General features: G+C 68.7%; 24 protein-coding genes. 9 read left to right on the top strand and 15 right to left on the bottom strand.

Going from position 1 to position 23,731, the window contains the following annotated elements:
* Positions 1 to 9: 9 nt before the first annotated feature.
* Together A9X03_RS20375 and A9X03_RS20370 are read right to left on the bottom strand one after the other, a co-directional pair.
* The gene (locus A9X03_RS20375; protein WP_065443914.1) at positions 10 to 183 is read right to left on the bottom strand and encodes a DUF2613 domain-containing protein; all 174 of its coding nucleotides are present in this window, start codon (positions 181 to 183) and stop codon (positions 10 to 12) included.
* A 76-nt stretch (positions 184 to 259) separates the two neighbouring features.
* On the bottom strand, positions 260 to 460 hold the full coding sequence (locus tag A9X03_RS20370) for a DUF2613 family protein (protein ID WP_067751499.1): 201 nt from the start codon (positions 458 to 460) through the stop codon (positions 260 to 262).
* Positions 461 to 591: 131 nt separating this feature from the next.
* Between A9X03_RS20370 and A9X03_RS20365 the strand changes: the two genes are divergently transcribed.
* The 3 genes from A9X03_RS20365 (at position 592) to A9X03_RS20355 (ending at position 3,743) form a co-directional block, all read left to right on the top strand.
* Positions 592 to 1,743, top strand: coding sequence for a glycoside hydrolase family 3 N-terminal domain-containing protein (locus tag A9X03_RS20365; protein WP_068262677.1), 1,152 nt, complete (start codon positions 592 to 594; stop codon positions 1,741 to 1,743).
* A gap of 79 nt (positions 1,744 to 1,822) precedes the next feature.
* On the top strand, positions 1,823 to 2,476 hold the full coding sequence (locus A9X03_RS20360) for a TetR/AcrR family transcriptional regulator (RefSeq protein ID WP_067751506.1): 654 nt from the start codon (positions 1,823 to 1,825) through the stop codon (positions 2,474 to 2,476).
* 16 nt (positions 2,477 to 2,492) lie between these two features.
* Positions 2,493 to 3,743, top strand: a complete 1,251-nt coding sequence (locus A9X03_RS20355; RefSeq protein WP_067889750.1) for a chloride channel protein — start codon at positions 2,493 to 2,495, stop codon at positions 3,741 to 3,743.
* An 11-nt stretch (positions 3,744 to 3,754) separates the two neighbouring features.
* Here A9X03_RS20355 and A9X03_RS20350 read toward each other — a convergent pair whose 3' ends face one another.
* Positions 3,755 to 4,597, bottom strand: coding sequence for a MaoC/PaaZ C-terminal domain-containing protein (locus tag A9X03_RS20350; protein ID WP_068262675.1), 843 nt, complete (start codon positions 4,595 to 4,597; stop codon positions 3,755 to 3,757).
* Between the two features lie 16 nt (positions 4,598 to 4,613).
* The gene (locus tag A9X03_RS20345; RefSeq protein ID WP_068262672.1) at positions 4,614 to 5,978 is read right to left on the bottom strand and encodes a 3-oxoacyl-ACP reductase; all 1,365 of its coding nucleotides are present in this window, start codon (positions 5,976 to 5,978) and stop codon (positions 4,614 to 4,616) included.
* Between the two features lie 150 nt (positions 5,979 to 6,128).
* On the opposite strand from A9X03_RS20345, the gene A9X03_RS20340 reads away from it, so the two are divergent.
* A complete protein-coding gene (locus A9X03_RS20340) occupies positions 6,129 to 7,466 on the top strand; it encodes an acetyl-CoA C-acetyltransferase (RefSeq protein ID WP_068262669.1) in 1,338 nt (445 codons plus the stop codon).
* Between the two features lie 296 nt (positions 7,467 to 7,762).
* Here A9X03_RS20340 and A9X03_RS20335 read toward each other — a convergent pair whose 3' ends face one another.
* A complete protein-coding gene (locus tag A9X03_RS20335) occupies positions 7,763 to 9,598 on the bottom strand; it encodes an acyl-CoA dehydrogenase (RefSeq protein WP_067749739.1) in 1,836 nt (611 codons plus the stop codon).
* A gap of 202 nt (positions 9,599 to 9,800) precedes the next feature.
* On the opposite strand from A9X03_RS20335, the gene A9X03_RS20330 reads away from it, so the two are divergent.
* Positions 9,801 to 10,826 (top strand): isopenicillin N synthase family oxygenase, encoded by a 1,026-nt coding sequence (locus tag A9X03_RS20330; protein WP_068017433.1) that lies wholly within the window; start codon positions 9,801 to 9,803, stop codon positions 10,824 to 10,826.
* Positions 10,827 to 10,832: 6 nt separating this feature from the next.
* Positions 10,833 to 11,321: a flavin reductase family protein gene (locus A9X03_RS20325; protein WP_067749742.1), complete on the top strand. Its 489-nt coding sequence runs from the start codon at positions 10,833 to 10,835 to the stop codon at positions 11,319 to 11,321.
* A 6-nt stretch (positions 11,322 to 11,327) separates the two neighbouring features.
* Here the strand turns inward: A9X03_RS20325 and A9X03_RS29910 are convergent, their stop codons facing one another.
* The 5 genes from A9X03_RS29910 to A9X03_RS20305 all read right to left on the bottom strand — a co-directional run bounded on the left by A9X03_RS29910 (position 11,328) and on the right by A9X03_RS20305 (position 15,474).
* Positions 11,328 to 11,483, bottom strand: coding sequence for a hypothetical protein (locus A9X03_RS29910; RefSeq protein ID WP_197498898.1), 156 nt, complete (start codon positions 11,481 to 11,483; stop codon positions 11,328 to 11,330).
* Positions 11,484 to 11,552: 69 nt separating this feature from the next.
* The gene (locus A9X03_RS20320; RefSeq protein WP_067749744.1) at positions 11,553 to 12,299 is read right to left on the bottom strand and encodes a succinate dehydrogenase/fumarate reductase iron-sulfur subunit; all 747 of its coding nucleotides are present in this window, start codon (positions 12,297 to 12,299) and stop codon (positions 11,553 to 11,555) included.
* Positions 12,299 to 14,215 carry a fumarate reductase/succinate dehydrogenase flavoprotein subunit gene (locus tag A9X03_RS20315; RefSeq protein WP_067749746.1) on the bottom strand — a complete coding sequence of 639 codons (1,917 nt, stop codon included), beginning with the start codon at positions 14,213 to 14,215 and terminating at the stop codon, positions 12,299 to 12,301. The genes A9X03_RS20320 and A9X03_RS20315 overlap by 1 nt, the downstream gene beginning before the upstream one ends.
* A 46-nt stretch (positions 14,216 to 14,261) precedes the next feature.
* The gene (locus tag A9X03_RS20310) at positions 14,262 to 15,089 is read right to left on the bottom strand and encodes a hypothetical protein (protein ID WP_067749748.1); all 828 of its coding nucleotides are present in this window, start codon (positions 15,087 to 15,089) and stop codon (positions 14,262 to 14,264) included.
* Between the two features lie 88 nt (positions 15,090 to 15,177).
* Positions 15,178 to 15,474 (bottom strand): hypothetical protein, encoded by a 297-nt coding sequence (locus A9X03_RS20305; protein WP_067749751.1) that lies wholly within the window; start codon positions 15,472 to 15,474, stop codon positions 15,178 to 15,180.
* A 113-nt stretch (positions 15,475 to 15,587) separates the two neighbouring features.
* On the opposite strand from A9X03_RS20305, the gene A9X03_RS20300 reads away from it, so the two are divergent.
* Positions 15,588 to 16,346, top strand: coding sequence for an isocitrate lyase/phosphoenolpyruvate mutase family protein (locus tag A9X03_RS20300; RefSeq protein WP_068262666.1), 759 nt, complete (start codon positions 15,588 to 15,590; stop codon positions 16,344 to 16,346).
* Positions 16,347 to 16,418: 72 nt separating this feature from the next.
* Here A9X03_RS20300 and A9X03_RS20295 read toward each other — a convergent pair whose 3' ends face one another.
* The gene (locus tag A9X03_RS20295; RefSeq protein ID WP_067749755.1) at positions 16,419 to 16,859 is read right to left on the bottom strand and encodes an Hsp20 family protein; all 441 of its coding nucleotides are present in this window, start codon (positions 16,857 to 16,859) and stop codon (positions 16,419 to 16,421) included.
* 227 nt (positions 16,860 to 17,086) lie between these two features.
* Here A9X03_RS20295 and nirB point away from each other — a divergent pair, with 227 nt between their 5' ends.
* Both nirB and nirD read left to right on the top strand, forming a co-directional pair.
* Positions 17,087 to 19,666 carry a nitrite reductase large subunit NirB gene (gene nirB, locus A9X03_RS20290; protein WP_082954877.1) on the top strand — a complete coding sequence of 860 codons (2,580 nt, stop codon included), beginning with the start codon at positions 17,087 to 17,089 and terminating at the stop codon, positions 19,664 to 19,666.
* Complete coding sequence (nirD, locus tag A9X03_RS20285; RefSeq protein WP_067749760.1) at positions 19,663 to 20,019, top strand: nitrite reductase small subunit NirD; 357 nt, start codon at positions 19,663 to 19,665, stop codon at positions 20,017 to 20,019. The genes nirB and nirD overlap by 4 nt, the downstream gene beginning before the upstream one ends.
* Here nirD and A9X03_RS20280 read toward each other — a convergent pair.
* The 4 genes from A9X03_RS20280 to A9X03_RS20265 all read right to left on the bottom strand — a co-directional run.
* Complete coding sequence (locus A9X03_RS20280) at positions 20,016 to 20,468, bottom strand: hypothetical protein (RefSeq protein WP_068262663.1); 453 nt, start codon at positions 20,466 to 20,468, stop codon at positions 20,016 to 20,018. The genes nirD and A9X03_RS20280 overlap by 4 nt on opposite strands.
* A gap of 83 nt (positions 20,469 to 20,551) precedes the next feature.
* A complete protein-coding gene (locus A9X03_RS20275; protein WP_068262660.1) occupies positions 20,552 to 21,331 on the bottom strand; it encodes a sirohydrochlorin chelatase in 780 nt (259 codons plus the stop codon).
* Complete coding sequence (locus A9X03_RS20270; protein ID WP_067749766.1) at positions 21,322 to 22,473, bottom strand: uroporphyrinogen-III synthase; 1,152 nt, start codon at positions 22,471 to 22,473, stop codon at positions 21,322 to 21,324. Before A9X03_RS20270 ends, A9X03_RS20275 begins: the two co-directional genes overlap by 10 nt.
* A gap of 77 nt (positions 22,474 to 22,550) precedes the next feature.
* Positions 22,551 to 23,731 (bottom strand): MFS transporter (locus A9X03_RS20265; RefSeq protein ID WP_068262656.1); only part of this gene is annotated, 1,181 nt, incomplete at its 5' end.

The following is a 23,731-nucleotide window of genomic DNA, read 5'->3' as shown; positions in this document are numbered from 1 at the left end:
GCTGCGCCGCTAGCTACGGTTGCCGTACTCGACCCGGTTGAGCACTGACGACTGCGGATCGCCCCCGGGGAGTGGCGGTTTCGTGTCCTGCTGCACCATCAACGTGATCCCGAAGATCGCTGCCGCGCCGAGCAACAGACCCACCACCACGCTCGCGGCGGCGGGCGCAATGATCCGGTTCATCGACGGCTCCTCACAGCATCTTCGAAAACGTGGCGGCGGCTTAGCGCCAACCTAGCAGAACCCCGGTCGGCGCTCGTCAGGGCAGACAGTGCCCGTGAAAGCACCGGTCGCCGTATTGCACCAGGTGGGGTTCGAGCGGGATCAGCGCGGCCGGACGGGCCGGCACCGCCGTCAGGCCGTGGTCGGCGACGGCGAGCGTGACGCCCAGGGTGGTCGCGACGCCGACCGTCAGACCCACCGCGATGCTGGCCGCAGCCGCCAGGGTGAAACCGGTCATCGCTGGCTCCTTGATCTCGCCCCCCGCTAGCCCAGCTAGCACCTGCCCACGAATGCCCGCGCGGCCGAACAAGAAAACCTCGCCACTCCCCGGACCCGGAGGCCTGGACCCCGCCGTGCAAACATGGCCCGATGTCATTCTCGCGCACCATGACCGTCGCGGGGGCCGTGCTCGCGTCCGTGTCGGCTTTGGTGGCGGGCTGCGCCCACCACGCCGCCCGGCCACCCGGCCCGTCGACCTCGGTCAGCAAGCCGGCGGCCGCGCCCGCGCCGCCGGCCTGCGGTGACGTCACCGCGCTCCCGGTCCGCGACAAGCTGGCGCAGCTGCTGATGGTGGGCGTGAAGAACGCCGACGACGCCCGCTCGGTGGTCGACGGCTATCACGTGGGGGGCATCTTCATCGGAAGCTGGACGGACCTGTCGATCTTCAAGGGCCCGCTGGCCGACATCTCGGCGAAGGCCGGACCGCTCCCGTTGGCGGTGAGCGTCGACGAGGAGGGCGGCCGCGTCTCGCGGCTGCGGGCGCTGATCGGCTCGGCGCCGTCGCCCCGCCAACTGGCACAGACCATGACCCCCGGCCAAGTCCACGACCTGGCGGCCGACCGCGGCAAGAAGATGCGCGACCTGGGCATCACCATCGACTTCGCCCCCGTGGTCGATGTCACCGACGCCACCGACGGCGTCATCGGGGACCGCTCGTTCGGCGGCGATCCCGACACGGTCACGGCCTACGCCGGGGCGTACGCGCAGGGCCTGCGCGACGCGGGGCTTTTGCCGGTGCTCAAACACTTCCCGGGGCACGGGCACGGCTCGGGGGATTCGCACACCGGCGGTGTGGTGACCCCGCCGCTGAGCGAGCTGCAGGGCGTCGACCTGGTGCCCTACCGGACGCTGGTGACCGCGGCCCCGGTCGCGGTGATGCTGGGTCACCTGCAGGTGCCCGGGCTGACCGGTGACGACCCGGCGAGCCTGAGCGCCGCGGCGGTGCGACTGCTGCGCGACGGCGTCGGCTACGGCGCCCCGCCGTTCAACGGCCCGGTGTTCACCGACGACCTGTCCAGCATGGGCGCCATCTCCGACCGGTACGGCGTCGCCGAGGCGGTGCTGCGCACCCTGCAGGCCGGCACCGACGTCGCGCTGTGGGTGACCACGGACGAGGTGCCCGCGGTCCTTGACCGGCTGCAGAAGGCCGTGGCGGCCGGCGAACTGCCCGGGCAGCGGGTTGACGACGCGCTGGGGCGGGTGGCGACGATGAAGGGCCGCAGCCCGGCGTGCGGCCACTAGCGGGTCGGCCACTAACGCGTGTGCGGTCACCGCGCGTTGCTTACTCTGGAGTCAGATAGACGAGCTAGAGAGGCGAGCGATGGCGGGTGGCACCAAGCGGTTACCGCGGGCCGTCCGCGAGCAACAAATGCTCGACGCCGCCGTCCAGATGTTTTCGGTCAACGGCTACCACGAGACCTCCATGGACGCGATCGCCGCCGCGGCGCAGATCTCCAAGCCGATGCTGTATCTGTACTACGGCTCCAAGGAGGACCTGTTCGGCGCCTGCCTGAACCGGGAAATGGGCCGCTTCATCGACGCGGTCCGCGCCGACATCGACTTCAGCCAAAGCCCGAAAGACCTGCTGCGCAACACGATCGTGGCGTTCATGCGCTACATCGACGCCAACCGGGCGTCGTGGATCGTGATGTACACCCAGGCCACCAGCTCGCAGGCGTTCGCGCACATGGTGCGCGAGGGGCGTGAACAGATCATCGAGCTCGTCGCCGGGCTGGTGCGGGCCGGCAGCCGCACCCCGCGGACCGAACGCGAACACGAGATGATGGCCGTGGCGCTGGTGGGCGCCGGCGAGGCGACGGCCAACCAGCTGTCCACCGGGGACATCGACGCCGACGAGGCGGCCGAGATGATGATCAACCTGTTCTGGCACGGCCTCCGGGGCGCACCGGGGGAGCGGGAGGCCGCGGCCGCCGCTCTGCCCAAGAAGGGCGGGAGCGGCGCCGCCAAGCGCTAACCCCTAGATTCGTGATGTGGCTCGACCGCCCGCCCGCCGCAACGTCGACTTCTTCTGCGCCGTAATCATCGTCGGACTGCTGGCCGGCGTGGCCGGGCTGGCGACGACGTTCGTGCTGCGCTTCGTCCAGCACGTCACGTACAACTACTCCTTCGGGGCGCTGCTCGCCGGGGTCGCGGCCAGCAGCCCGGTGCGCCGGGCCGTGGGACCGATGATCGGCGGCGCGCTGGCGGCGATCGGCTGGTGGCTCCTGCGGAGCCGGACCGACGTTCCGCCCATGGCCGAGACCATCTCGAGCCGAGAGCGGATACCGCGGCTGGCGTGGAGCCTGGACGCCATGCTGCAGGTGCTGCTCGTCGGGTCGGGCGCGTCGCTGGGCCGGGAAGGGGCCCCGCGCCAATTCGCCGCGGCCCTCGGTGATTTCGGGACCGCCTGGCTCAGGCGGCTGTCGCCGCGCGACCGCGAGGTGCTGCTGGCCTGCGCGGCAGGCGCCGGGCTGGGCGCGGTCTACGCCGTTCCGCTGGCGGGTGCGCTGTTCTCGGTGCGGATCCTGCTCAACACCTGGCAGCCGCGGGCGGTGGGCGCGGCGTTCATCTCCTCCAGCCTGGCGGTCGCCGTCGGTTCGGCCATCACCCGCGACGAACCGAACCTGCAGTGGCCGATCGGAGAGTCCACCTACCTGCTGACCGCGCACGGGCTGCTGCTGGCGCCGGTCGCGCTCGCGGTGGGGCTGGCGTTCAACCGGTTGATGGCGGCGGCCCGGCCGGCCAAGCCGATGCGGAACTGGGTGCTGGTCCCCGCGCTCGCGGCCGCCGGGCTGGTGATGGGCATCTGCTCGCACTGGTGGCCCGAACTGCCCGGCAACGGCCGAAGCATCCTGACGGTCAGCCTGGCCAGCGGCATGACGCTGTTGTCGGCGCTCGCGATCCTCGCGTTGAAACCCCTGCTGACCGCGCTGTTCCTGCGCGCCGGCGGGGCCGGCGGGATGCTGACGCCGTCACTGGCCACCGGCGCGGCCGCGGGGGCTGCGCTGGTGCTCGCGATCAACTGGGCGGTCGGGACGCACTTGCACGTGCCGGCGGTATCGCTGGCCGGCGCCGCCGGTGTGCTCGCGGTGACGCAGGGCTCACCGATCTGGGCGGCGATCTTCGTCTGGGAGCTCGCCCGGCCGCCGCTGTGGCTGTTTCTTCTGTTCCTGCTGACCGCGACCGGGGCGCACGGGCTGAAAGTCCTTGCCAACGGCCGCGGCCCGACGCATTCGGGCTAGAACCGCTGGAACTAGAGCGCCCGGACCGTCCCGGTCAGGTGCGGATAGCCCTTGGCGATGTTGCGCAGCGAGATGTCCCAGCCGTCATGGGTTTCGTCGATGTAGAGCCCCGCGGTGGCCGGCAGTACCAGCGGCTTGCCGAACCGCACGGAATACTTCACCGCGTCCGGCAGCCGCGCTTCGACGTTAGCCAATACTGCTGCGGCGCTGAACATTCCGTGCGCAATGACGGTGGGGAAGCCGAACAGCTTGGCCGCGATCGGGTTGGTGTGGATCGGGTTGTGGTCGCCACTGACCGCGGCATAGCGCCGGATCAGGCTGGGGCTGACGCGCACGACGGTGCTGGGCGGCGGCAGCTTGGGCTGTTTCTTCGGCGCCGGCTTGGGCTCGTCGGACAGGCTGGTGCGCTGCTGGTGCAGGAAGGTCGTCACCTGATGCCACGCGGTGTCGTTGCCGACGTTCACGTCGGTCACCAGGTCGACCAGCAGGCCCTTGCGGTGCTCGCGCAGGTTCTCCGCGTGCACCTGCACACCGACGGTGTCGGTGACCGCGATCGGCCGGTATTGCGTGATGTGGTTCTCCATGTGCACCGAACCCATTGCGGCGAAAGGAAAGTCGAACCCGGTCACCAGCGACATCATCGCGGGGAACGTCAACGCGAACGGATAGGTCAGCGGCACGTCGTTGCCGTAGCGCAGGCCGGTGACCGCCGCGTACTCGGCCACGTTCGCCTGGTCGATGGGCAATTCCTCGATGGTCACCGTGCGCGTGGGCAGCTGATTGCCACGGGACACCAGCGGCAGCGCACCGGCCGCCGCGCGCAGCATGTTCTTCAGGCCGCTTGGCTGATTCATCGCGATCTCCTCAGACCTATGCGCCCAGCATGGCCTGGCCGCAGACGCGGATGACGTTGCCCGTCACCGCATTCGAGGCCGGACTGGCGAAGTAGGCGATGGCCTCGGCGACGTCGACGGGCTGGCCACCCTGCAGCAGCGAATTCATCCGCCGGCCTACCTCGCGGGTGGCCAGCGGGATGGCGGCCGTCATCTGGGTCTCGATGAAACCCGGCGCGACGGCGTTGATCGTGATGCCCTTGGCGTACAGCTCCGGCGCCAGCGCCTGGGTGAGGCCGATCATCCCGGCCTTGGTGGTGGCGTAGTTGGTCTGCCCGCGGTTGCCGGCGATGCCGGCCATCGAGGACAGCCCGACGATCCGGCCCCCTTCGCCGATGGTGCCGTTGCCCACCAGTCCTTCGGTAAGCCGAAGCGGCGCAAGGAGATTGACGGCCAGCACCGCGTCCCAGCGGGCGTCGTCCATGTTGGCAAGCAACTTGTCGCGGGTGATGCCGGCGTTGTTGACCAGCACGTCGGCGTGCCCGTCGTGGTGCTCTTGCAGGTGCTCGGTGATCTTGTCCACGGCGTCGTCCGCGGTGACGTCGAGCCACAGCGCGGTGCCCCCGACCCGGCTGGCCGTCTCGGCCAGCGCCTCGGCGGCCGATTCGACGTCGATGGCGACCACGCGGGCGCCGTCGCGGGCGAACACCTCCGCGATCGTCGCGCCGATCCCGCGGGCCGCGCCGGTCACGATGGCCACCTTGCCGTCCAGCGGCCGCTCCCAGTCGGCCGGCGGGGTGGAGTCGGCCTCGCCGACGTAGAACACCTGGCCGTCGACGTAGGCCGACTTGGCCGACAGGATGAACCGCATGGTCGATTCCAGGCCCGTCGCAGCGGGTTTGGCCTCGGGCGACACATACACCAGCGCCACCGTGGTGCCGTTGCGCAGCTCCTTGCCCAGCGAGCGCGTGAACCCCTCCAACGCGCGCTGCGCGATCCGCTCGTGTGGGCTGGCGGCGGCGTCGGGCGTGGTGCCGACCACCGCGACCCGCGCGGAGTGGCCCAGGTTGCGCAGCAGCGGCGTGAAGAACTCGTACAGCCCCCGAAGGCCCTCCGGCGTGGTGATCCCGGTGGCGTCGAACACCAGGCCGCCGAACTGGTCGGCCCAGCGGCCGCCGAGATTGTTGCCGACCAGGTCGTAGTCCTTGTCCAGGGCGGCGCGCAGCGGCTCGACGATCCGCCCCTCACCGCCGATCAGCAGCGCGCCGGCCAGGGGCGGATCACCGGGCCGGTAGCGGCGCAGCGTCTCGGGCTGCGGAACCCCGAGCTGCTTGGCGAGAAACGATCCAGGACCGGAATTGACAACCTGAGAGAACAGATCGGACGAGACCTTGGGAGCCACCGGAGCTACCTTCCATGAGCGTGCGAAGTCGGGGTGTGCCTACAGCACAACCGTATCGGGGACGAACTTACTTCAGAGTAAGAACAGTGGGTAGTATGGCCCCAGACGGGCATACCAAAACCGACAGACGGCAGATACACGGAGAAGACAGTGGCCCCTGCAAGTTCCGAGGCAAGCAACCAGCGCAGTTCGCAGCGGCGACCCGTCGCCGTGCTTGGCGGCAACCGCATCCCGTTCGCCCGGTCCGACGGCGCGTACGCCGAGGCGTCCAACCAGGACATGTTCACCGCCGCCCTGGGCGGGCTGGTGGACCGCTTCGGCCTGGCCGGCGAGCGGCTGGGCGTGGTGGTCGGCGGCGCCGTGCTCAAGCACAGCCGTGACTTCAACCTCACCCGCGAGTGCGTGCTGGGCTCCGAGCTGTCGTCGTACACGCCGGCGTTCGACCTGCAGCAGGCGTGCGGGACCGGGCTGCAGGCGGCCATCGCCGCGGCCGACGGCATCGCGTCCGGCCGTTACGACGTCGCCGCCGCCGGCGGGGTGGACACCACCTCGGACCCGCCGATCGCCCTGGGTGACAACCTGCGCCGCACGCTGCTCAAGTTGCGCCGGTCCAAGTCCAACGTCCAGCGGCTGAGGCTGGTGGGCACGCTGCCCGCCAACCTGGGCATCCAGATCCCGGTCAACAGCGAGCCGCGCACCGGGCTGTCCATGGGCGAGCACCAGGCGATCACCGCCAAGCAGATGGGCATCAAGCGCGTCGACCAGGACGAGCTGGCCGCGGCCAGCCACCGCAACATGGCCGCCGCCTACGATCGCGGCTTTTTCGACGACCTCGTCACCCCGTTCCTCGGGCTGTACCGCGACGACAACCTGCGTCCGGACTCGTCGGCGGAGAAGCTGGCGAAGCTCAAGCCGGTGTTCGGCGTGAAGTCAGGCGACGCGACGATGACGGCCGGCAACTCCACCCCGCTGACCGACGGTGCCTCGGTCGCGCTGCTGGCCTCCGAGGAGTGGGCGGCCGCCCACTCGCTGACGCCGCTTGCCTTCCTGGTGGACGCGGAAACGGCGGCCGTGGACTACGTCAACGGCCGCGACGGCCTGCTGATGGCGCCCACCTACGCGGTGCCGCGGCTGCTGGCCCGCAACGGCCTGAGCCTGCAGGACTTCGACTTCTACGAGATCCACGAGGCGTTCGCCTCGGTGGTGCTGGCGCACCTGCAGGCGTGGGAGTCGGAGGACTACTGCAAGGAGCGGCTGGGCCTCGACGCCGCGCTCGGCTCGATCGACCGGTCCAAGCTCAACGTGAACGGCTCGTCGTTGGCGGCCGGGCACCCCTTCGCCGCCACCGGCGGGCGGATCCTGGCCCAGGCGGCCAAGCAGCTCGCCCAGAAGAAGGCGGAGCAGAAGGGTGCGGCCAAGCCGCTGCGTGCGCTGGTGTCCATCTGCGCCGCCGGCGGCCAGGGCGTGGCCGCGATCCTCGAGGCCTGAGCGCCCCGCCGGGTGGGCGGTTCCATGAAATCGGTCACAGCGGGTTAGTAACTCCGGCGGCTGGGTACCCATATGCGCGGATGACCCCGTGTTGTGGTCTGACCCCCCGACCCCGACGGCAATACGGGGCATCCCTGAAACGGCCGCCGGTCGGCGTGGACGGGCGTACGAGAAGGGCCGCCGCTGGAGTGAGGGGATCCAGCGGCGGCCTTTTTGTATGCCCGTCTGTGCCCGATTGACCGCGCCCAATCAAAAGCCCCGCTCCCATTTCGGAAGCGGGGCTTTTGATCTGCCTGTCAGAAGGCGGCTTCGTCGAGCTCCATGATGTCGTTGTCCAGCGTCTCGATCACCTCGCGGGTGCTGGCCAGCAGCGGCAGGAAGTTCTTCGCGAAGAACGAGGCCACCGCGACCTTGCCCTCGTAGAAGGACCGCTCGTCGCCGCTGGCGCCGGCGTCCAGCGCCTGCACGGCCACCGCGGCCTGCTGCTGCAGCAACCAGCCGATGACGAGGTCGCCGACACTCATCAGGAAGCGCACCGATCCCAGGCCCACCTTGTAGAGGCTGGTCACGTCCTCCTGCGCCGCCATCAGGTAGCCGGTCAGCGTGGCCGCCATCGCCTGGACGTCGGCCAGGGCCTTCGCCAGCAGCTCGCGCTCGGACTTCAGCCGGCCGTTGCCGGACTCGCTGTCCACGAACTTCTGGATCTCACCCGACACGTGGGCCAGCGCCACACCCTTGTCGCGGACGATCTTGCGGAAGAAGAAGTCCTGCGCCTGGATGGCCGTGGTGCCCTCGTAGAGGGAGTCGATCTTGGCGTCCCTGATGTACTGCTCGATCGGGTAGTCCTGCAGGAAGCCGGATCCACCGAAGGTCTGCAGGCTCTCGGTCAGCTTGGCGTAGGCCTGCTCGGAACCGACACCCTTGACCACCGGCAGCATCAGGTCGTTGACCTTCACGGCCAGCTCGGCGTCGACGCCGTGCACCGCCTCGGCGACCGCCGCGTCCTGGTAGGTCGCGGTGTAGAGGTACAGCGCACGCAGACCCTCGGCGTAGGCCTTCTGGGTCATCAGCGACCGGCGTACGTCGGGGTGGTGCGTGATGGTCACCCGCGGGGCGGTCTTGTCCGTCATCTGGGTCATGTCGGCGCCCTGCACGCGCGACTTGGCGTACTCGAGCGCGTTCAGGTAGCCCGTCGACAGGGTGGCGATGGCCTTGGTGCCGACCATCATCCGGGCCTGCTCGATGACCTCGAACATCTGCGCGATGCCGTTGTGCACCTCGCCGACCAGCCAGCCCTTGGCGGGCACGTCGTGCTGGCCGAAGGACAGCTCACAGGTGGCCGAAACCTTCAGGCCCATCTTGTGCTCGACGTTGGTCACGAAGACGCCGTTGCGCTCGCCCAGCTCGCCGGTCTCGAAATCGAACAGGAACTTGGGCACGAAGAACAGCGACAGGCCCTTGGTGCCCGGACCCGCGCCCTCGGGACGCGCCAGCACCAGGTGGAAGATGTTCTCGAACAGGTCGCCGGAGTCGGCCGAGGTGATGAACCGCTTCACGCCCTCGATGTGCCACGAGCCGTCGTCCTGCTTGATCGCCTTGGTGCGGCCCGCACCGACGTCGGAACCGGCGTCCGGCTCGGTCAGCACCATGGTGGAACCCCATCCGCGCTCGGCGCAGATCACGGCCCACTTCTTCTGCTCCTCGGTACCGAGGTGGTAGAGGATGTTGGCGAACCCGGCGCCGCCGCCGTACATCCAGACGGCGGGGTTGGCGCCGAGCAGATGCTCGTGCAGCGCCCACACCAGGGCCCGGGGCATCGGCATCCCGCCCAGAACCTCGTCGATGCCGACCTTGTCCCAACCGGCCTCGGTGACCGCGCGCACCGACTTCTTGAAGGACTCCGGCAGCGTCACCGAGTGGGTCTTCGGGTCGAAGACCGGCGGGTTGCGGTCACCCTCGACGAACGACTCGGCGATGGGCCCCTCGGCCAGCCGGCTGATCTCTGACAACATCTCGCGCGCGGTGTCGACGTCCAGATCGCTGTAGTCGCCGGCGCCCAAAGCCTTTTCAACGCCCAGGACCTCGAACAGGTTGAAGACCTGGTCACGGACGTTGCTCTTGTAGTGGCTCACTACGGTTCCTCCTCGTTGAGAATGCCACCTTGTGGTTGGGTACTACTTCTAAGTTACCCACCAGTAACACCGCTAAAATATCGCTCTCGGACAGTTCAACGCAAGTCAATGTGAGCTAAATTTCATCGTCTAATTAACCAACCGGTTGGGAAGCCCGCGCGGTAGGCCTGACCTGCGGCGATAACGAAACGGATCTCAAACTATGGGATGCATCACCTCCCTGCCCGTAGTGGATCTGCGCACGTCGGCGGCCGAATTGCGGCGGGGGTTGCGCGAGGCCGCGCACGAGGTGGGCTTCTTCTACCTGACCGGCCACGGTGTGCCCGGCGAGCTCTCCCGCAGGCTGCTGGAGGCGGCACGCAGGCTGTTCGAGCTCTCCGACGCCGAGAAGGACGCGGTCGCCATGGTCCGCAGCCCGCATTTCCGCGGCTATACCCAGCTGGGTGGCGAGCTGACCCGCGGCCGGGTGGACTGGCGGGAGCAGATCGACATCGGGCCGGAACGCGCCCCGGTCGGCGGCCCCGGCAGGCCCGACTACCTGTGGTTGCAGGGGCCCAACCAGTGGCCGGCGTCATTGCCCGAGCTGCCCGGCATCATCGCCGACTGGGACGCCGCGCTGTCCGGGGTGGCCCGCACCCTGCTCCGGCACTGGGCGGCCTCCCTGGGCAGTCCGCCGGGCGTGTTCGAGCCGGCCTTCGCCGAGACGCCCGCCACCCTGATCAAGATCGTGCGCTATCCGCGAAGCGCGGCCTCGCCGCAGGGCGTGGGCCCGCACAAGGACTCCGGAGTGCTGACGCTGTTGCTGGCCGAGCCGGGCAGCAGCGGTCTGCAGGTCCGCCGGCCCGGCGCCCGGGAGTGGATCGACGTGCCGCCCACCGACGGCGCATTCGTCGTCAACATCGGTGAGCTGCTCGAAGTGGCGACCGGGGGCTACCTGCGGGCCACCGAGCACCGGGTGACCCTGGACGGGCAGCGGGCGGATCGCATCTCGGTGCCGTACTTCTTCAACCCGCGCCTGGACGCGCAGATCCCCGTGTTGACGCTGCCCCCGGAACTGCGGGCGCGCGCCGGCCGCGTGGCCGACCCGGCGGATCCCATCTTCTCCGTCTACGGCCGCAACGCTTGGAAGAGCCGGTTGCGCGCGCACCCCGATGTGGCTTCAGCGCACGGGTATTCGGCAGGTAGGGTCGGGGACGAGAATCCCGTTCTCGGCTCAAGGGGCGAATGAATTCCGGTGAACTCGCACACGAACCTGACACCGTCCACACTTCGCGAGGCCTTCGGCCACTTCCCCTCGGGGGTGGTGGCCATCGCCGCCGAAGTCCAGGGCACCCGGGAGGGCCTGGCGGCCAGTACCTTTGTGCCCGTCTCACTGGACCCGCCGCTCGTGTCGTTCTGCGTGCAGAACACGTCGACGACGTGGCCCAAGCTCAAAGACCTGCCCATGCTGGGCATCAGCGTGCTCGGCGAGGCCCATGACGAGGCCGCGCGAACGCTGGCCGCCAAGACCGGCGACCGGTTCGCCGGCCTGGAGACGGAATCGCGGGAGAGCGGCGCGGTGTTCATCAAGGGCACCGGCCTGTGGCTGGAGAGCGCGATCGAACAGCTGATCCCGGCCGGGGATCACACCATCGTGGTGCTCCGGGTCAACGAAGTCACCATCGACGCCGACGTCGCGCCGATCGTGTTCCATCGCAGCGTGTTTCGGCGCCTCGGCGCCTGAACACCGCTACGGGCGGCGGCCGAGCTCCGCCCGGAAGCCCGCTATCCGCTGCTCGATCTCGGCGGCGTCGTCGTCCCGGCCTTCCTTGTGCGCAAGGTCGGCGCGGGCCGAGAGCTCCCGGATCGCCGTTCGAATTTCATTGACGCTGGTGGTTTCTCGCATATCTCCCACGCTGCCTTCAGGTTGGGTTGCTATGCGGGTACCCGGCGCCTCGGACGGGCTAACGCCCGGTCAGCGCCGGAACAGCTTGTTGCCCAGCCACACCACCGGGTCGTATTTGCGGTCGGCGACCCGCTCTTTCATCGGGATCAGCGCGTTGTCGGTGATCTTGATGTTCTCGGGGCAGACCTCGGTGCAGCACTTGGTGATGTTGCAGTAGCCGAGGCCGTGTTGCTCCTGCGCCTGGTTGCGCCGGTCCATCGTGTCCAGCGGATGCATCTCGAGTTCGGCGATCCGCATCAGGAAGCGCGGTCCGGCGAACGCCTTCTTGTTCTCCTCGTGGTCGCGGACCACGTGGCACACGTTCTGGCACAGGAAGCACTCGATGCACTTACGGAATTCCTGCGAGCGCTGCACGTCCTCCTGGGCCATCCGGTACTCGCCGGGCTGCAGATCCTTCGGCGGCGCGAAGGCGGGGATCTCGCGGGCCTTCTCGTAGTTGAAGGAGACGTCGGTGACCAGGTCGCGGATCACCGGGAACGTCCGCAGCGGCGTCACCGTCACCACCTCGTCCTCGGCGAATGTCGACATCCGGGTCATGCACAGCAACCGCGGGACGCCGTTGATCTCCGCCGAGCAGGAACCGCACTTGCCCGCCTTGCAGTTCCACCGCACCGCGAGGTCGGGCGTCTGGGTCTGTTGCAGGCGATGGATGATGTCGAGCACCACCTCGCCCTCGTTGACCTCCACCGTGAAGTCCTGCAGCGCGCCGTCGGCATCGTCACCGCGCCACACACGCATGGTCGCGTTGTAGGTCATTAGCCTCTCCGTCCTGGATGCTCGGCCAGCTCATCGTCGGTGTAGTACTTCTCCAGCTCGGAGATCTCGAAGAGCTCCAGCAGATCGGATCGCATCGGCACCTGATCCTTGCGGGTGATGCTGATGTCCGGGATCACCTCGTCGCCGCCGGCGGCCTGGCAGACCAGCAGCACCTTGCGCCACGACGAATCCATCGACGGATGGTCGTCGCGGGTGTGGCCGCCGCGGCTTTCGGTGCGCTCCAGCGCCGCCTTGGCGACGCACTCGCTGACCAGCAGCATGTTGCGCAGGTCGATGGCCAGGTTCCAGCCCGGGTTGTACCGCCGTCCGCCGTCCACGTGCAGGTTCTTGAACCGCTCGCGCAGATTGTCGAGCCGGGCCAGCGCCTCGGACACCTCGTCCGCCTTGCGGATGATGCCGACCAGGTCGTTCATCGACTGCTGCAGCTCGAGCTGCAGCGTGTAGGGGTTCTCCGCCGGGGCGCCGTTGGGCGGTGCCTCGAAGGGGGACAGCGCCCGCTGCGCCGCGGTCTCGACGGCCTCGGCCGAGATCGTCGGACGGCTGCTCAGCGCCCGCACGTAGTCGGCCGCGCCCAGGCCGGCGCGCCGGCCGAAGACCAGCAGGTCCGAAAGCGAGTTGCCGCCCAGGCGGTTGGAGCCGTGCATGCCGCCGGAGCACTCGCCCGCGGCGAACAGGCCCGGCACGGTGGCCGCGCCGGTGTCGGCGTCGACCTCGACGCCGCCCATCACGTAGTGGCAGGTGGGCCCGACTTCCATCGGCTCCTTGGTGATGTCGACGCCGGCCAGCTCCTTGAACTGGTGGTACATCGACGGCAGGCGCCGCTTGATCTCCTCGGGCGTCAGCCGGGACGCGATGTCGAGGAACACGCCGCCGTGCGGGCTGCCGCGGCCGGCCTTGACCTCCGAGTTGATCGCGCGCGCGACCTCATCGCGGGGCAGCAGGTCGGGGGTGCGGCGGGCCGAGTCGTTGTCCTTGAGCCACTGGTCGGCCTCTTGTTCGGTCTCGGCGTACTGGCCCTTGAACACCGGTGGGATGTAGTCGAACATGAACCGCTTGTTGTCGGAGTTCTTCAGCACCCCGCCGTCACCGCGGACGCCCTCGGTGACGAGGATCCCCTTCACGCTGGGCGGCCACACCATGCCCGTCGGGTGGAACTGGACGAACTCCATGTTGATCAGCGACGCACCCGCCCGCAGCGCCAGCGCGTGCCCGTCGCCGGTGTACTCCCACGAGTTCGAGGTGACCTTGAACGACTTGCCGATGCCGCCGGTGGCGAGCACCACCGCGGGCGCCTCGAACAGGACGAACTGACCCGTCTCGCGCCAGTAGCCGAACGCGCCGGCGATCGCGTCACCGTCCTTGACCAGTTCGGTGATGGTGCACTCGGCGAACACCTTGATCCGCGCCTCGTAGTCGCCGAGCTCGGCGAAATCCTCCTGCTGCAGCGAGACGATCTTCTGCTGCATGGTCCGGATCAGCTCCAGGCCGGTGCGGTCACCGACGTGCGCCAGGCGCGGGTAGGTGTGCCCGCCGAAGTTGCGCTGGCTGATCTTGCCGTCCTTGAGGCGATCGAACAGCGCCCCATAGGTTTCCAGCTCCCAGACGCGGTCCGGCGCCTCCTTGGCGTGCAGCTCGGCCATCCGCCAGTTGTTGAGGAACTTCCCACCGCGCATCGTGTCGCCGAAGTGGGTCTTCCAGTTGTCCTTGGGGTTGGTGTTGCCCATCGACGCCGCGCACCCGCCCTCGGCCATCACCGTGTGGGCCTTGCCGAACAGCGACTTGCACACCACCGCGACCTTGAGGCCGCGTTCCCGCGCCTCGATGACCGCGCGCAGCCCCGCGCCGCCGGCGCCGATGACGACTACGTCGTAGCCATGCCGCTCGACCTCAACCATGAAAACCCTCGCTAGCTAAGTCCGGAATTGTTGTTCGAATGGCTTCTCAGCCAACAAATCTCAGGTCAGGGATGGTGTTGCTGGCCACCAGCGCGATGTAGAAGTCGGTGAGCATCAGGGTGCCCAGCGTGACCCAGGCGTACAGCTTGTGCCGGGTGTTGATCTTGCTGACCTGGGTCCAGATCCAGTACCGCACAGGGTGCTTGGAGAAGTGCTTGAGCCGCCCGCCGGTGACGTGCCGGCAGGAATGGCAGGACAGCGTGTAGACCCACAGCATGATGACGTTGCCCACCATGATCAGGTTGCCGAGGCCGAACCCGAAGCCGTGCGGGCCCGAGTCGGAGTGGAAACCGATGATCGCGTCGTAGGTGTTGATCACCGAGATGATGCCGGCGATGTAGAAGAAGTACCGGTGGCTGTTCTGGACGATCAGGGGGAACCTGGTCTCGCCGGTGTAGTGGACACGCGGCTCGGCCACCGCGCAGGCGCTGGGGGACTGCCACACCGTCCGGTAGTAGGCGCCGCGGTAGTAATAGCAGGTGAGCCGGAACAGCAGCAGGAACGGCAGGGTCAGCGCCGCGTACGGCAACCACCACACGTCGGGCAAGATCTGGGGCCAGAAGTCGCCGGCCTCGCCGCAGGCCTTGCTCACGCAGGGTGAGTAGAACGGCGTCAGGTAGTGGTACTTGGGGACGAAGAAGTAATCCTGCTGGAACGCGCGCGCGGTCGCGTAGATGAGGAAGGCGGCGAAGCCCAAGTCGATCCGCAGCGGCGACATCCACCACCGGTCGGTGCGTAGGGTGCGTTGCGGGATGCGGGCGCGCGCGGGTGAAAAGACACCTGACGCAGGACGGTTCGCCGTGGGTGCGCTCATCTAGTGTTCCTCTTCGAACGGGCTGTTGGTCGAAGGGTACACAGAGAGCACCCCCTCATTTCCGGGGGGCTTGGGTTGTCCGCGGTTGTCAGGACCTGCTGTGACCCCCGACACCCTCGTCGTCGACATCGCGCCAGAAGTCGCTGTCGTACTGGGTGTCGGGAATGACGATCTTCTCGCCGGACTGCTGCACGGTGGCGCGCGCCAAGTCCAATTCGGACACGTCGGTGTCGAGCAGTTCGACGTCGGAGAGGATCCGGTCGGCATCGATCACGATCCGCCGCATCGCCGGGCTGTCGCCGTATCGACTCTTCAACGAGCCCACGCACCTCCGCAGGCCGCCGATCAGGTCGTGAAGTTCGGCGAGTTCAGTCGTGGTGCTCAACGGATCTCCTCGGGCAGACGGTGTTACGGATCACAGTACGCTTCCGAATACTATCCACCGCACAGCCTTGATGTCAGACGGAACACTTCGGGCGATCGAGGAGCAAACACCTCATGAGCGGTCAAACCGTCGCCGAGCGGGCCACGGCGCTGCTCGCTCTGCATCGGCCCGGCGACCCGGTGATCCTGCCGACCGTGTGGGACGCGTGGTCGGCCCGCCTCGCAGTCGACGCGGGTTTCGCCGCCCTGACGGTGGGCAGCCACCCACTGGCGGACTCGATCGGCAAACCGGACGGGGAGGGCATGTCGTTCGACGACGTGCTGACGCGCGTCTCCCAGATCACCGACGCGGTCGACGCCCCGGTGTCGGTCGACGTCGAATCCGGCTACGGGCTCGCCGCCGAGCGCCTGATCGACGGCCTGCTGGGCGTCGGCGCGGTCGGCCTCAACATCGAGGACACCGTGCACTCCGAGGGCAAGCGGCTGCGGTCCGCCGGCGAGCACGCCGAACTGGTGGGGGCGTTGCGGTCGGCCGCCGACGCGGCCGGGGTGCACGTCGTGATCAACGCCCGCACGGACCTGTTCCTGCGCCAGGACGGTGACGCGTCGGACCGGGTCGACAGGGCCGTCGCGCGGCTGACCCGGGCGGCGGACGCGGGCGCCGACGTGTTGTACCCGGTCGGTCGCCACGACCCGGATACCTTGCGCCGCTTGGCCGCAGAGCTGCCGCTGCCGGTCAACGCGATCGCGCTGCCCGACCAGGACGACCCGTCGACGTTCGGGCCGCTGGGCGTGGCGCGAATCAGCTTCGGCCCGTTCTTCCAGGCCGCGCTGGGCGGCCGGGCGAAGGAACTGCTGGCCCGCTGGGGCTGATCCGCGCCGAACACGCTGTGGCGCAAGCGAATCCGGCGGGGCCACTGACCCCGCCGGCTCGTTGCCTACTTTTTACTTGGTGATCTCGATGCGCTGCGCCTGGCTGCCGGCGTAGGCGCCGGTGACCCGCACGGTGAGGACCCCGGCGTCGTAGGAAGCCGTGATCGCGTCTCCCGTGACGTGGGCGGGCAGGGCGAAGGACCGGCGGAAGGAGCCGTACCGGACCTCGCGCAGGGTGCGCCCGTCCTTCTCCTCAGAGTGCTCATCCCGGCGTTCGCCGTGGATGACGAGGCGGCCGCGGTCCACCTCCACGTTGACGTCCTTCTCGACGTCAACGCCGGGGAGTTCGACCCGTACGATCGCGTCCTCGCCGTCCTTGACGATCTCCGCGGCGGGGTTGAAACCGCTGGTCACCGGCTTGTACCAATCCGATGCGGCGGCGGGGCCGAAGAAGTCGCGCAACCACCGGTCGGTGTTCCAGGCTGGCCGCGACCACAATGCGACGTTACTCATGGCGATCTCCTTGTGCTTCCTTGAGCTTTGTTGTGGGTTTGCTGTGTCCGGCGCCCTTCTGGCCGGCTACAAGAGGAAACATGAGTCGACCACGCTAAAGTTCCACCTAGGCGTTCGCCGTGGGCGAACGAATATTCACAAGGCCCCCTGTGAGTTGTGAGATCCTCGTCATAGGACCGTCACATTGAGCGAAATCGCGGTAATTTCCGGCCGCTAATCTCAAAGCCATGGCTGCAGACGGGATTTCGCGCGCGCACTGTGCGGGCCGTCACATTGTCGTAGTCGGGCACGGCATGGTGGGGCACCGGCTGGTCGAGGCGCTCCGCGCGCGCGACACCGAAGGATTGTGGCGTATCACGGTTTTCGCCGAGGAGGCGGACGCGGCTTACGACCGCGTCGGGCTGACCTCGTACACCGAAAGCTGGGACCGCAAGCTGCTGGCGCTGCCGGGCAACGACTACGCGGGTGACGAACAGGTTCGATTGGTACTGAATGCTCGCGTTACCGAAATCGACCGCGACGCGAAGGCGGTGGTGACGGCCGACGGGCAGCGGCACGGCTACGACACGCTGGTGCTGGCCACCGGGTCGTATGCTTTCGTCCCGCCGGTGCCGGGCCACGACCTGCCGGCGTGCCACGTATACCGCACGCTGGACGACCTCGACGCCATCCGGGCCGACGCCCAGCGGACGGTAGACGCCGGTCGCGCCCCCGCGGGCGTGGTGATCGGCGGCGGCCTGCTGGGTCTGGAAGCCGCTAATGCGCTGCGCCAGTTCGGCTTGCGGACGCACGTCGTCGAGATGATGCCGCGGTTGATGGCCCAGCAGATCGACGAGGGCGGCGGCGCCTTGCTGGCCAAGATGATCGGTGAGCTGGGCATCGCGGTCCATGTGGGCACCGGTACCGAATCGATCGAGGCGATCGACCACTCGGACGGGGTGTCGTCGGTGCGGGTGCGCCTGACCGACGGCGAGGTCATCGACGCCGGGCTGGTCATCTTCGCGGCCGGCATCCGGCCGCGCGACGAACTGGCCAGGGCGGCGGGCTTGGAGCTTGCCGAACGCGGCGGTGTGCTCACCGACTTGGCATGCCGCACAAGCGATCCGGACATCTACGCGGTCGGCGAGGTCGCCGCGATCCAGGGTCGCTGTTACGGCCTGGTGGGTCCCGGCTACACCTCCGCCGAGGTGGTGGCCGATCGCCTGCTGGACGGTGCCGCCGAGTTCGGCGAGGCCGACCTGTCGACCAAGCTCAAGCTGCTCGGCGTCGACGTCGCAAGCTTCGGCGACGCGATGGGGGTCACCGAGAACTGCCTCGAGGTCGCGATCAACGACGCGGTCAAGCGGACCTACGCCAAGCTGGTGTTGTCCGACGACGCGAAGACCCTGCTCGGCGGGGTCCTGGTGGGCGACGCCTCGGCGTACGGGGTGCTGCGGCCGATGGTCGGCAGCGAGTTGCCCGGCGATCCGCTCGCACTGATCGCGCCGGTATCCGGCGAGGCGCCGGCGCTCGGGGTCGGCGCGCTGCCGGATTCCGCGCAGATCTGCTCGTGCAACAACGTCACCAAGGGCGACCTGAAGTGCGCGATCGCCGACGGCTGCGCCGACGTGCCGTCGCTGAAGTCGTGCACCGCGGCCGGCACCTCGTGTGGGTCATGCGTGCCGCTGCTCAAGCAGCTGCTGGAAGCCGAGGGCGTGGAACAGTCCAAGGCGCTGTGCGAGCACTTCAGCCAGTCGCGGGCCGAGCTCTTCGAGATCATCTCGGCCACCGAGATCCGCACCTTTTCCGGCCTGCTGGAGCGCTTCGGACGCGGAAAGGGTTGCGACATCTGCAAACCCGTGGTCGCGTCCATCCTGGCGTCCACCGGCTCGGACCACATCCTCGAGGGTGAGCAGGCCTCGCTGCAGGATTCGAACGACCACTTCCTGGCCAACATCCAGAAGAATGGCAGCTACTCGGTGGTGCCGCGGGTTCCCGGTGGCGACATCAAGCCCGAGCATCTGATCCTGATCGGCCAGATCGCCCAGGACTTCGGGCTCTACACCAAGATCACCGGCGGCCAGCGGATCGACATGTTCGGCGCCCGGGTGGACCAGTTGCCGGAGATCTGGCGCCGGCTGGTCGATGGTGGCATGGAGTCCGGCCACGCCTACGGCAAGGCGCTGCGCACGGTGAAGAGCTGCGTCGGCACCGACTGGTGCCGCTACGGCCAGCAGGATTCGGTGCAGTTGGCCATCGACCTGGAGCTGCGGTACCGGGGTCTGCGGGCGCCGCACAAGATCAAGATGGGCGTCTCGGGCTGCGCGCGGGAGTGTGCCGAGGCGCGCTCCAAGGACGTCGGCGTCATCGCCACCGAAAAGGGCTGGAACCTCTACGTCGGCGGCAACGGCGGGATGACGCCCAAGCACGCCCAGCTGCTGGCCAGCGACCTGGACACCGAGACGCTGGTCCGCTACGTCGACCGGTTCGTCATGTACTACATCCGGACCGCCGACCGGCTGCAGCGCACGGCGCCCTGGGTCGATTCGCTCGAGGGCGGGCTCGACCACGTCCGCGAGGTCGTGTGCGAGGACTCGCTGGGGCTGGCCGGGGAATTCGAGGCCGCGATGGAGCGGCACGTGGAGAACTACAAGTGTGAATGGAAGGGCGTGCTCGACGACCCGGACAAGCTGTCGCGCTTCGTCTCGTTCGTCAACGCCCCGGACGTCGTCGACTCGACGGTGGAATTCACCGAACACGCCGGTCGCAAAATCCCTGTGTCCATTGGGATGCCGAAGATCCGTACGGGAGCTGGAGAACAATCATGACACTTCTCAACGACATTCAGGTATGGACCACGGCCTGCGAGTACGACCGCCTGATCCCGGGTCGTGGGGTCGGCGTGCTGCTCGACGACGGCTCCCAGGCCGCGTTGTTCCGGCTGGACGATGGCGAGGTGTACGCCGTGGGCAACGTGGACCCGTTCTCCGGCGCGGCGGTGCTCTCGCGTGGAATCGTCGGGGACCGCGGCGGCCGCGTGGCGGTGCAATCGCCGATCCTCAAGCAGGCCTTCTCGCTGGAAGACGGTACCTGCCTAGATGATCCGAACTATTCGGTGCCGGTGTACCCGGCGCGCGTCACCGCCGACGGCTTCGTCCAGGTCGGTCGGATCGCCGCCTAGCGGGTGATGTCGCCGACGAGGTAGCGCTGCATCGTCGGGCCGATGGCGTCGACGATCGCGTCGACCGACATCGAGTGCAGCGGCTCGGAGCGGATGCCGTAGCGCATGATGCCGAGGCCCACGAGCTGCGAGGCGCACAGCGATGCCCGGGTGGCGGCCTTATCCGCCCCAAGCAGTTTCAGCAGGGGGCCGAAAACCGGGCCGACGAACATGCTTTGCACGGTCTCGGCGGTCTTGGCCATGCCGGTGGACGCTATCGCGCTGGCGGCGAAGGGGCCGCCGCCCGCCGCGTCCCACGTGGTGATCAGCATGCGCAACGTTTGCCGGCCCACCTGGTTGACCCCGCCGGTGACGATTTTGTCGATGAATTCCGGTGTGCCGAAGGGCAACCGCAGCATCTTGGCGACCGGGTCAAGGATCCCTCGCGACGGCTCTTCGCGACGGGGCATGGTGCCAGGATCGCCGGTATCGGACCAAAGATCAAGCGTCGCCGGTCGTCGGCGCGCCCGTGGCCGACGCGGTCAGGCCATTCTCAGGCTGCGGAATTCGGCCACATGACCCGGTCGTGAACCAAGCGCTGCGCGCCGGACCGGCGCGACGCGTGCCGGGGGGTGCGGGCGAGGGCCGGTGGCATGGCCCGGCGGAAGCGATTGGCGATCAGGCGGGCGAGGCCGGGATGGGTGCCCAGCGGCTGGCTGACCAGGTCGGCGCCGCAGGCGTGCAGCCGTTCCTGGAAGAGGCCGTCGGCCAGCAGGTACGAGGCGACCACGACGCGCGCATCGCTGCTGCGCGCCCGGCGCCGCGCCTCGTCCACCGCCTCGGGCAGCCGCGGATCCCCCGTCGACGCAAACGCCAGGCTCACCCGTGCCCCGGTCAGCGCCGACACCAGCGTCGCGGTGGTGTGCAGGTCGGCGCGCGCGCGGGTGTCCGATGTGCCCGCCGCCGCAAGGATCACCGAATCGCCTGGGCGCCAACCACATTTGACCAGTTGATCCCCGACGATTCGGGCGACTTGACCGCTGGGGCCCAGTGTCGGTGTGACCACGGCGTTCGGGTGCCCACTGAGCTCGACGTGGGCCGGTAGGTCCGCGCGGACATGATAACCGCGCGACAAGAACGCCGGCAGCACGATGGCGGGCCGGCCCGTGGCCCGCGCCCGCGACAGCACCTCGCTGGGGGTGGGCCCCAACACGTCGACGAACGCGACCTCCACGGGCCGCCCGATCAGCGAACTCGCTTGCGCGGCAAGGCCTTCGACCATGGCCACGCCCTCGGGCCTGCGGGTGCCGTGCGCAACCAGGATCAGCGCCATGCGGAGTCAGCCCGTTGTTCGGTGGCGAGCCGGTAGCCGCGCTTGACCACCGTCGCGATGATGTTCTTGTCGCCCAAAGCCGTTCGCAGCCGCAGCACTGCGGTGTCGACTGCGTGCGGGTCGTTGCTGCTGCCCGGCAGCGCGCGTAACAGGTCGGCCCGCGGGACGACGTCGCCGGGGCGTTTCGCCAGCGCCCGCAATATCCCCATGCCGGAGGGCGAGAGCACCTTGATCGCGCCGTCCACCAGCACGCAGGTGCCGCGGATGTCGACCGTGTGGCCGGCCGCCCGCACAGTGCACGAACCCAGCAGCGGGAGTTCCTCGGCGACATGACGGGCCAAGGCGCCCAATCGCATTCGCTCCGGCGATGACGTCGGCACGCCCTTTCGGATCAACGGTTTGGAGGTCACCGGGCCGACGCACATCGCGTGCACGTCGGTGCGCAGGGCCCCCAGCAGTTGGTCTTCGACGTCGAGCTCGCGGCTGCGCTCCAGCACGGCCGCGGCCGCGGGCGCCGACGTGAAGGTGACCGCGTCGAACTGCCGGCCCGCGATCCCCATCACGAGCTGATCGAACGTGCCGCCCAACGGTGTTGGCTTCCACCGGTACACCCGGACGGGCACGACGTCGGCCCCCGCCAGCCGCAGGCCGCCTAGAAACTCCGGGAAGGGATCCCACGCATCGGCGGCGCCGTGCAGTTGGACCGCCACCCGCGCCCCCGATACCCCCGACTTCTGCAGGTATTCCAGCACTTCCTGCGAGGATTCGGAATCCGGTGACCATTCCTCGTGCAGGCCCGCGGCGCGCAGCGCCCCGGTAGCCTTCGGGCCGCGCGAGACGATCCGCGCGTTCGACAAAGCGTCGAGCAGCGGGCTGACCAACCCCCAGCCTTCGGCCGCGGCCAGCCAGCCGCGGAACCCGATGCCGGTGTGCGCGACCAAGATGTCGGGCGGCTCGGCGATCAACGCCTCGGTGTTTCTGTGCAGTTCGTCATCGTCGGGCAGGGCGATCATGTTGATCGCCGGCGCGCTGCACACCTCGGCGCCTTGGCGGCTGAGCAGCGCGCAAAGCTCCTCGGAACGCCGACTCGAGGTCACCGCGATGCGGTAACCCGTCAGCGGCGGGGAGTCGGGCTGGCCCATATTTCCTGTGTATGCCTGTCAGATTTCCGTTGCGTTACCCGGCAATTGCTTGCGCATTGCCCACAATGAGGCTGCGCTCACACGCGGGCCAGCGCGGCTGCCGTCTCACTGCCCGCGTCGACGGGCAGCGCCGGACGGCGCGCGTACACCAGCCAGGTGACGAGTCCGGCCACCACGTAGGAACCGAGGAACGCCCAATACGCGGACGTCTCCGTCCCGGTGGCGAGGTAGGACTGGCGCAGCGCGAGGTTGATGCCCACGCCGCCGAGCGCGCCGACCGCCGAGCAGACGCCGATCAGCGATCCCGCCCTGGCGCGCGCCCAGTGCCTGCGCTCCGCCTCACCCATCGCGAGCTCCCGGCTGCGCGCCTCGTAGACCGACGGGATGAGCTTGAACACCGAGCCGTTGCCCATCCCGGACAGGACGAACAGCACCATGAACCCGGCGACGTAGCCGACCATGCTGGTCGAGCGACCCCCGCCGTTGTGGTCGTCGAACGTGCTGATGACGACGAGCAATCCGGCGGCCAAAGTCATGCCGGCGAGCACACCGAGCGTGACCCGGCTGCCGCCCTTGCGGTCGGCCAACCGGCCGCCGTAGATCCGGGCCAGAGAGCCCAGCAGCGGCCCGACGAAGGCCACCTGCGCGGCGTGCAGCGCCGCGTGTTTGGCCGTTTCGCCGTTGGCCAGAAAGTTGACCTGCATCACCTGGCCGAAGGCGAACGCGAACCCGATCCAGGAACCGAAGGTGCAGATGTAGAGGAGCGAGATCACGTAGGTGTCGCGCTCGAAAAGGATCGAGCGCATCGTGTTGAGCTCGGTGCCGTGGCCGACGTTGTCCATCAGGAGCGCCGCCGCGACCCCGACCGCCGCGAGCATCACCAGGTAGACCGCGCACACCCAGTACGGCGCCTCGTGTCCCGCCGTGGCGAGCACCAACAGCCCGACGAGCTGGATCACCGCCACCCCGAGGTTGCCGACGCCGGCGTTGACGGCCAGCGCCGACCCTTTGAGCCGCTGCGGGTAGAAGGCGTTGACGTTGGCGAGCGAGGCCGCGTAGTTGCCGCCGCCCAGCCCGGTCAGCGCGGCGCACACCACGAACGGCCACAGCGGCAGACCGGGATTGGCCAACAACACGATCGTGCCTGCCGTCGGGATCAGCAGCACGAACGCCGAGAAGGCGGTCCAGTTGCGGCCGCCGAAGGCGGCGATGCCCAGCGTGTAGGGGATCCGGGCCAGGCCGCCGACCAGGGTTGCGA

It is taken from the genome of Mycobacterium sp. E1715, from assembly GCF_001667625.1.
In the GTDB taxonomy this organism is placed as follows: Bacteria; Actinomycetota; Actinomycetes; order Mycobacteriales; family Mycobacteriaceae; genus Mycobacterium.
The sequence above is the reverse complement of the archived record's forward strand: the minus strand, read 5'-3'. Positions and strand labels throughout refer to the sequence as shown.

Coding starts and splice junctions, on each gene's coding strand:
- A9X03_RS20295 (WP_067749755.1), bottom strand. CDS start 16,859: ATGAGTAACGTCGCATTGTGGTCGCGGCCAGCCTGGAACACCGACCGG.
- A9X03_RS20310 (WP_067749748.1), bottom strand. CDS start 15,089: ATGAGCGCACCCACGGCGAACCGTCCTGCGTCAGGTGTCTTTTCACCC.
- A9X03_RS20350 (WP_068262675.1), bottom strand. CDS start 4,597: ATGAATCAGCCAAGCGGCCTGAAGAACATGCTGCGCGCGGCGGCCGGT.
- A9X03_RS29910 (WP_197498898.1), bottom strand. CDS start 11,483: ATGCGAGAAACCACCAGCGTCAATGAAATTCGAACGGCGATCCGGGAG.
- A9X03_RS20330 (WP_068017433.1), top strand. CDS start 9,801: ATGGGATGCATCACCTCCCTGCCCGTAGTGGATCTGCGCACGTCGGCG.
- A9X03_RS20360 (WP_067751506.1), top strand. CDS start 1,823: ATGGCGGGTGGCACCAAGCGGTTACCGCGGGCCGTCCGCGAGCAACAA.
- A9X03_RS20365 (WP_068262677.1), top strand. CDS start 592: ATGTCATTCTCGCGCACCATGACCGTCGCGGGGGCCGTGCTCGCGTCC.
- nirB (WP_082954877.1), top strand. CDS start 17,087: ATGGCTGCAGACGGGATTTCGCGCGCGCACTGTGCGGGCCGTCACATT.
- nirD (WP_067749760.1), top strand. CDS start 19,663: ATGACACTTCTCAACGACATTCAGGTATGGACCACGGCCTGCGAGTAC.
- A9X03_RS20275 (WP_068262660.1), bottom strand. CDS start 21,331: ATGGCGCTGATCCTGGTTGCGCACGGCACCCGCAGGCCCGAGGGCGTG.
- A9X03_RS20280 (WP_068262663.1), bottom strand. CDS start 20,468: ATGCCCCGTCGCGAAGAGCCGTCGCGAGGGATCCTTGACCCGGTCGCC.
- A9X03_RS20370 (WP_067751499.1), bottom strand. CDS start 460: ATGACCGGTTTCACCCTGGCGGCTGCGGCCAGCATCGCGGTGGGTCTG.
- A9X03_RS20270 (WP_067749766.1), bottom strand. CDS start 22,473: ATGGGCCAGCCCGACTCCCCGCCGCTGACGGGTTACCGCATCGCGGTG.
- A9X03_RS20375 (WP_065443914.1), bottom strand. CDS start 183: ATGAACCGGATCATTGCGCCCGCCGCCGCGAGCGTGGTGGTGGGTCTG.
- A9X03_RS20320 (WP_067749744.1), bottom strand. CDS start 12,299: ATGACCTACAACGCGACCATGCGTGTGTGGCGCGGTGACGATGCCGAC.
- A9X03_RS20315 (WP_067749746.1), bottom strand. CDS start 14,215: ATGGTTGAGGTCGAGCGGCATGGCTACGACGTAGTCGTCATCGGCGCC.
- A9X03_RS20300 (WP_068262666.1), top strand. CDS start 15,588: ATGAGCGGTCAAACCGTCGCCGAGCGGGCCACGGCGCTGCTCGCTCTG.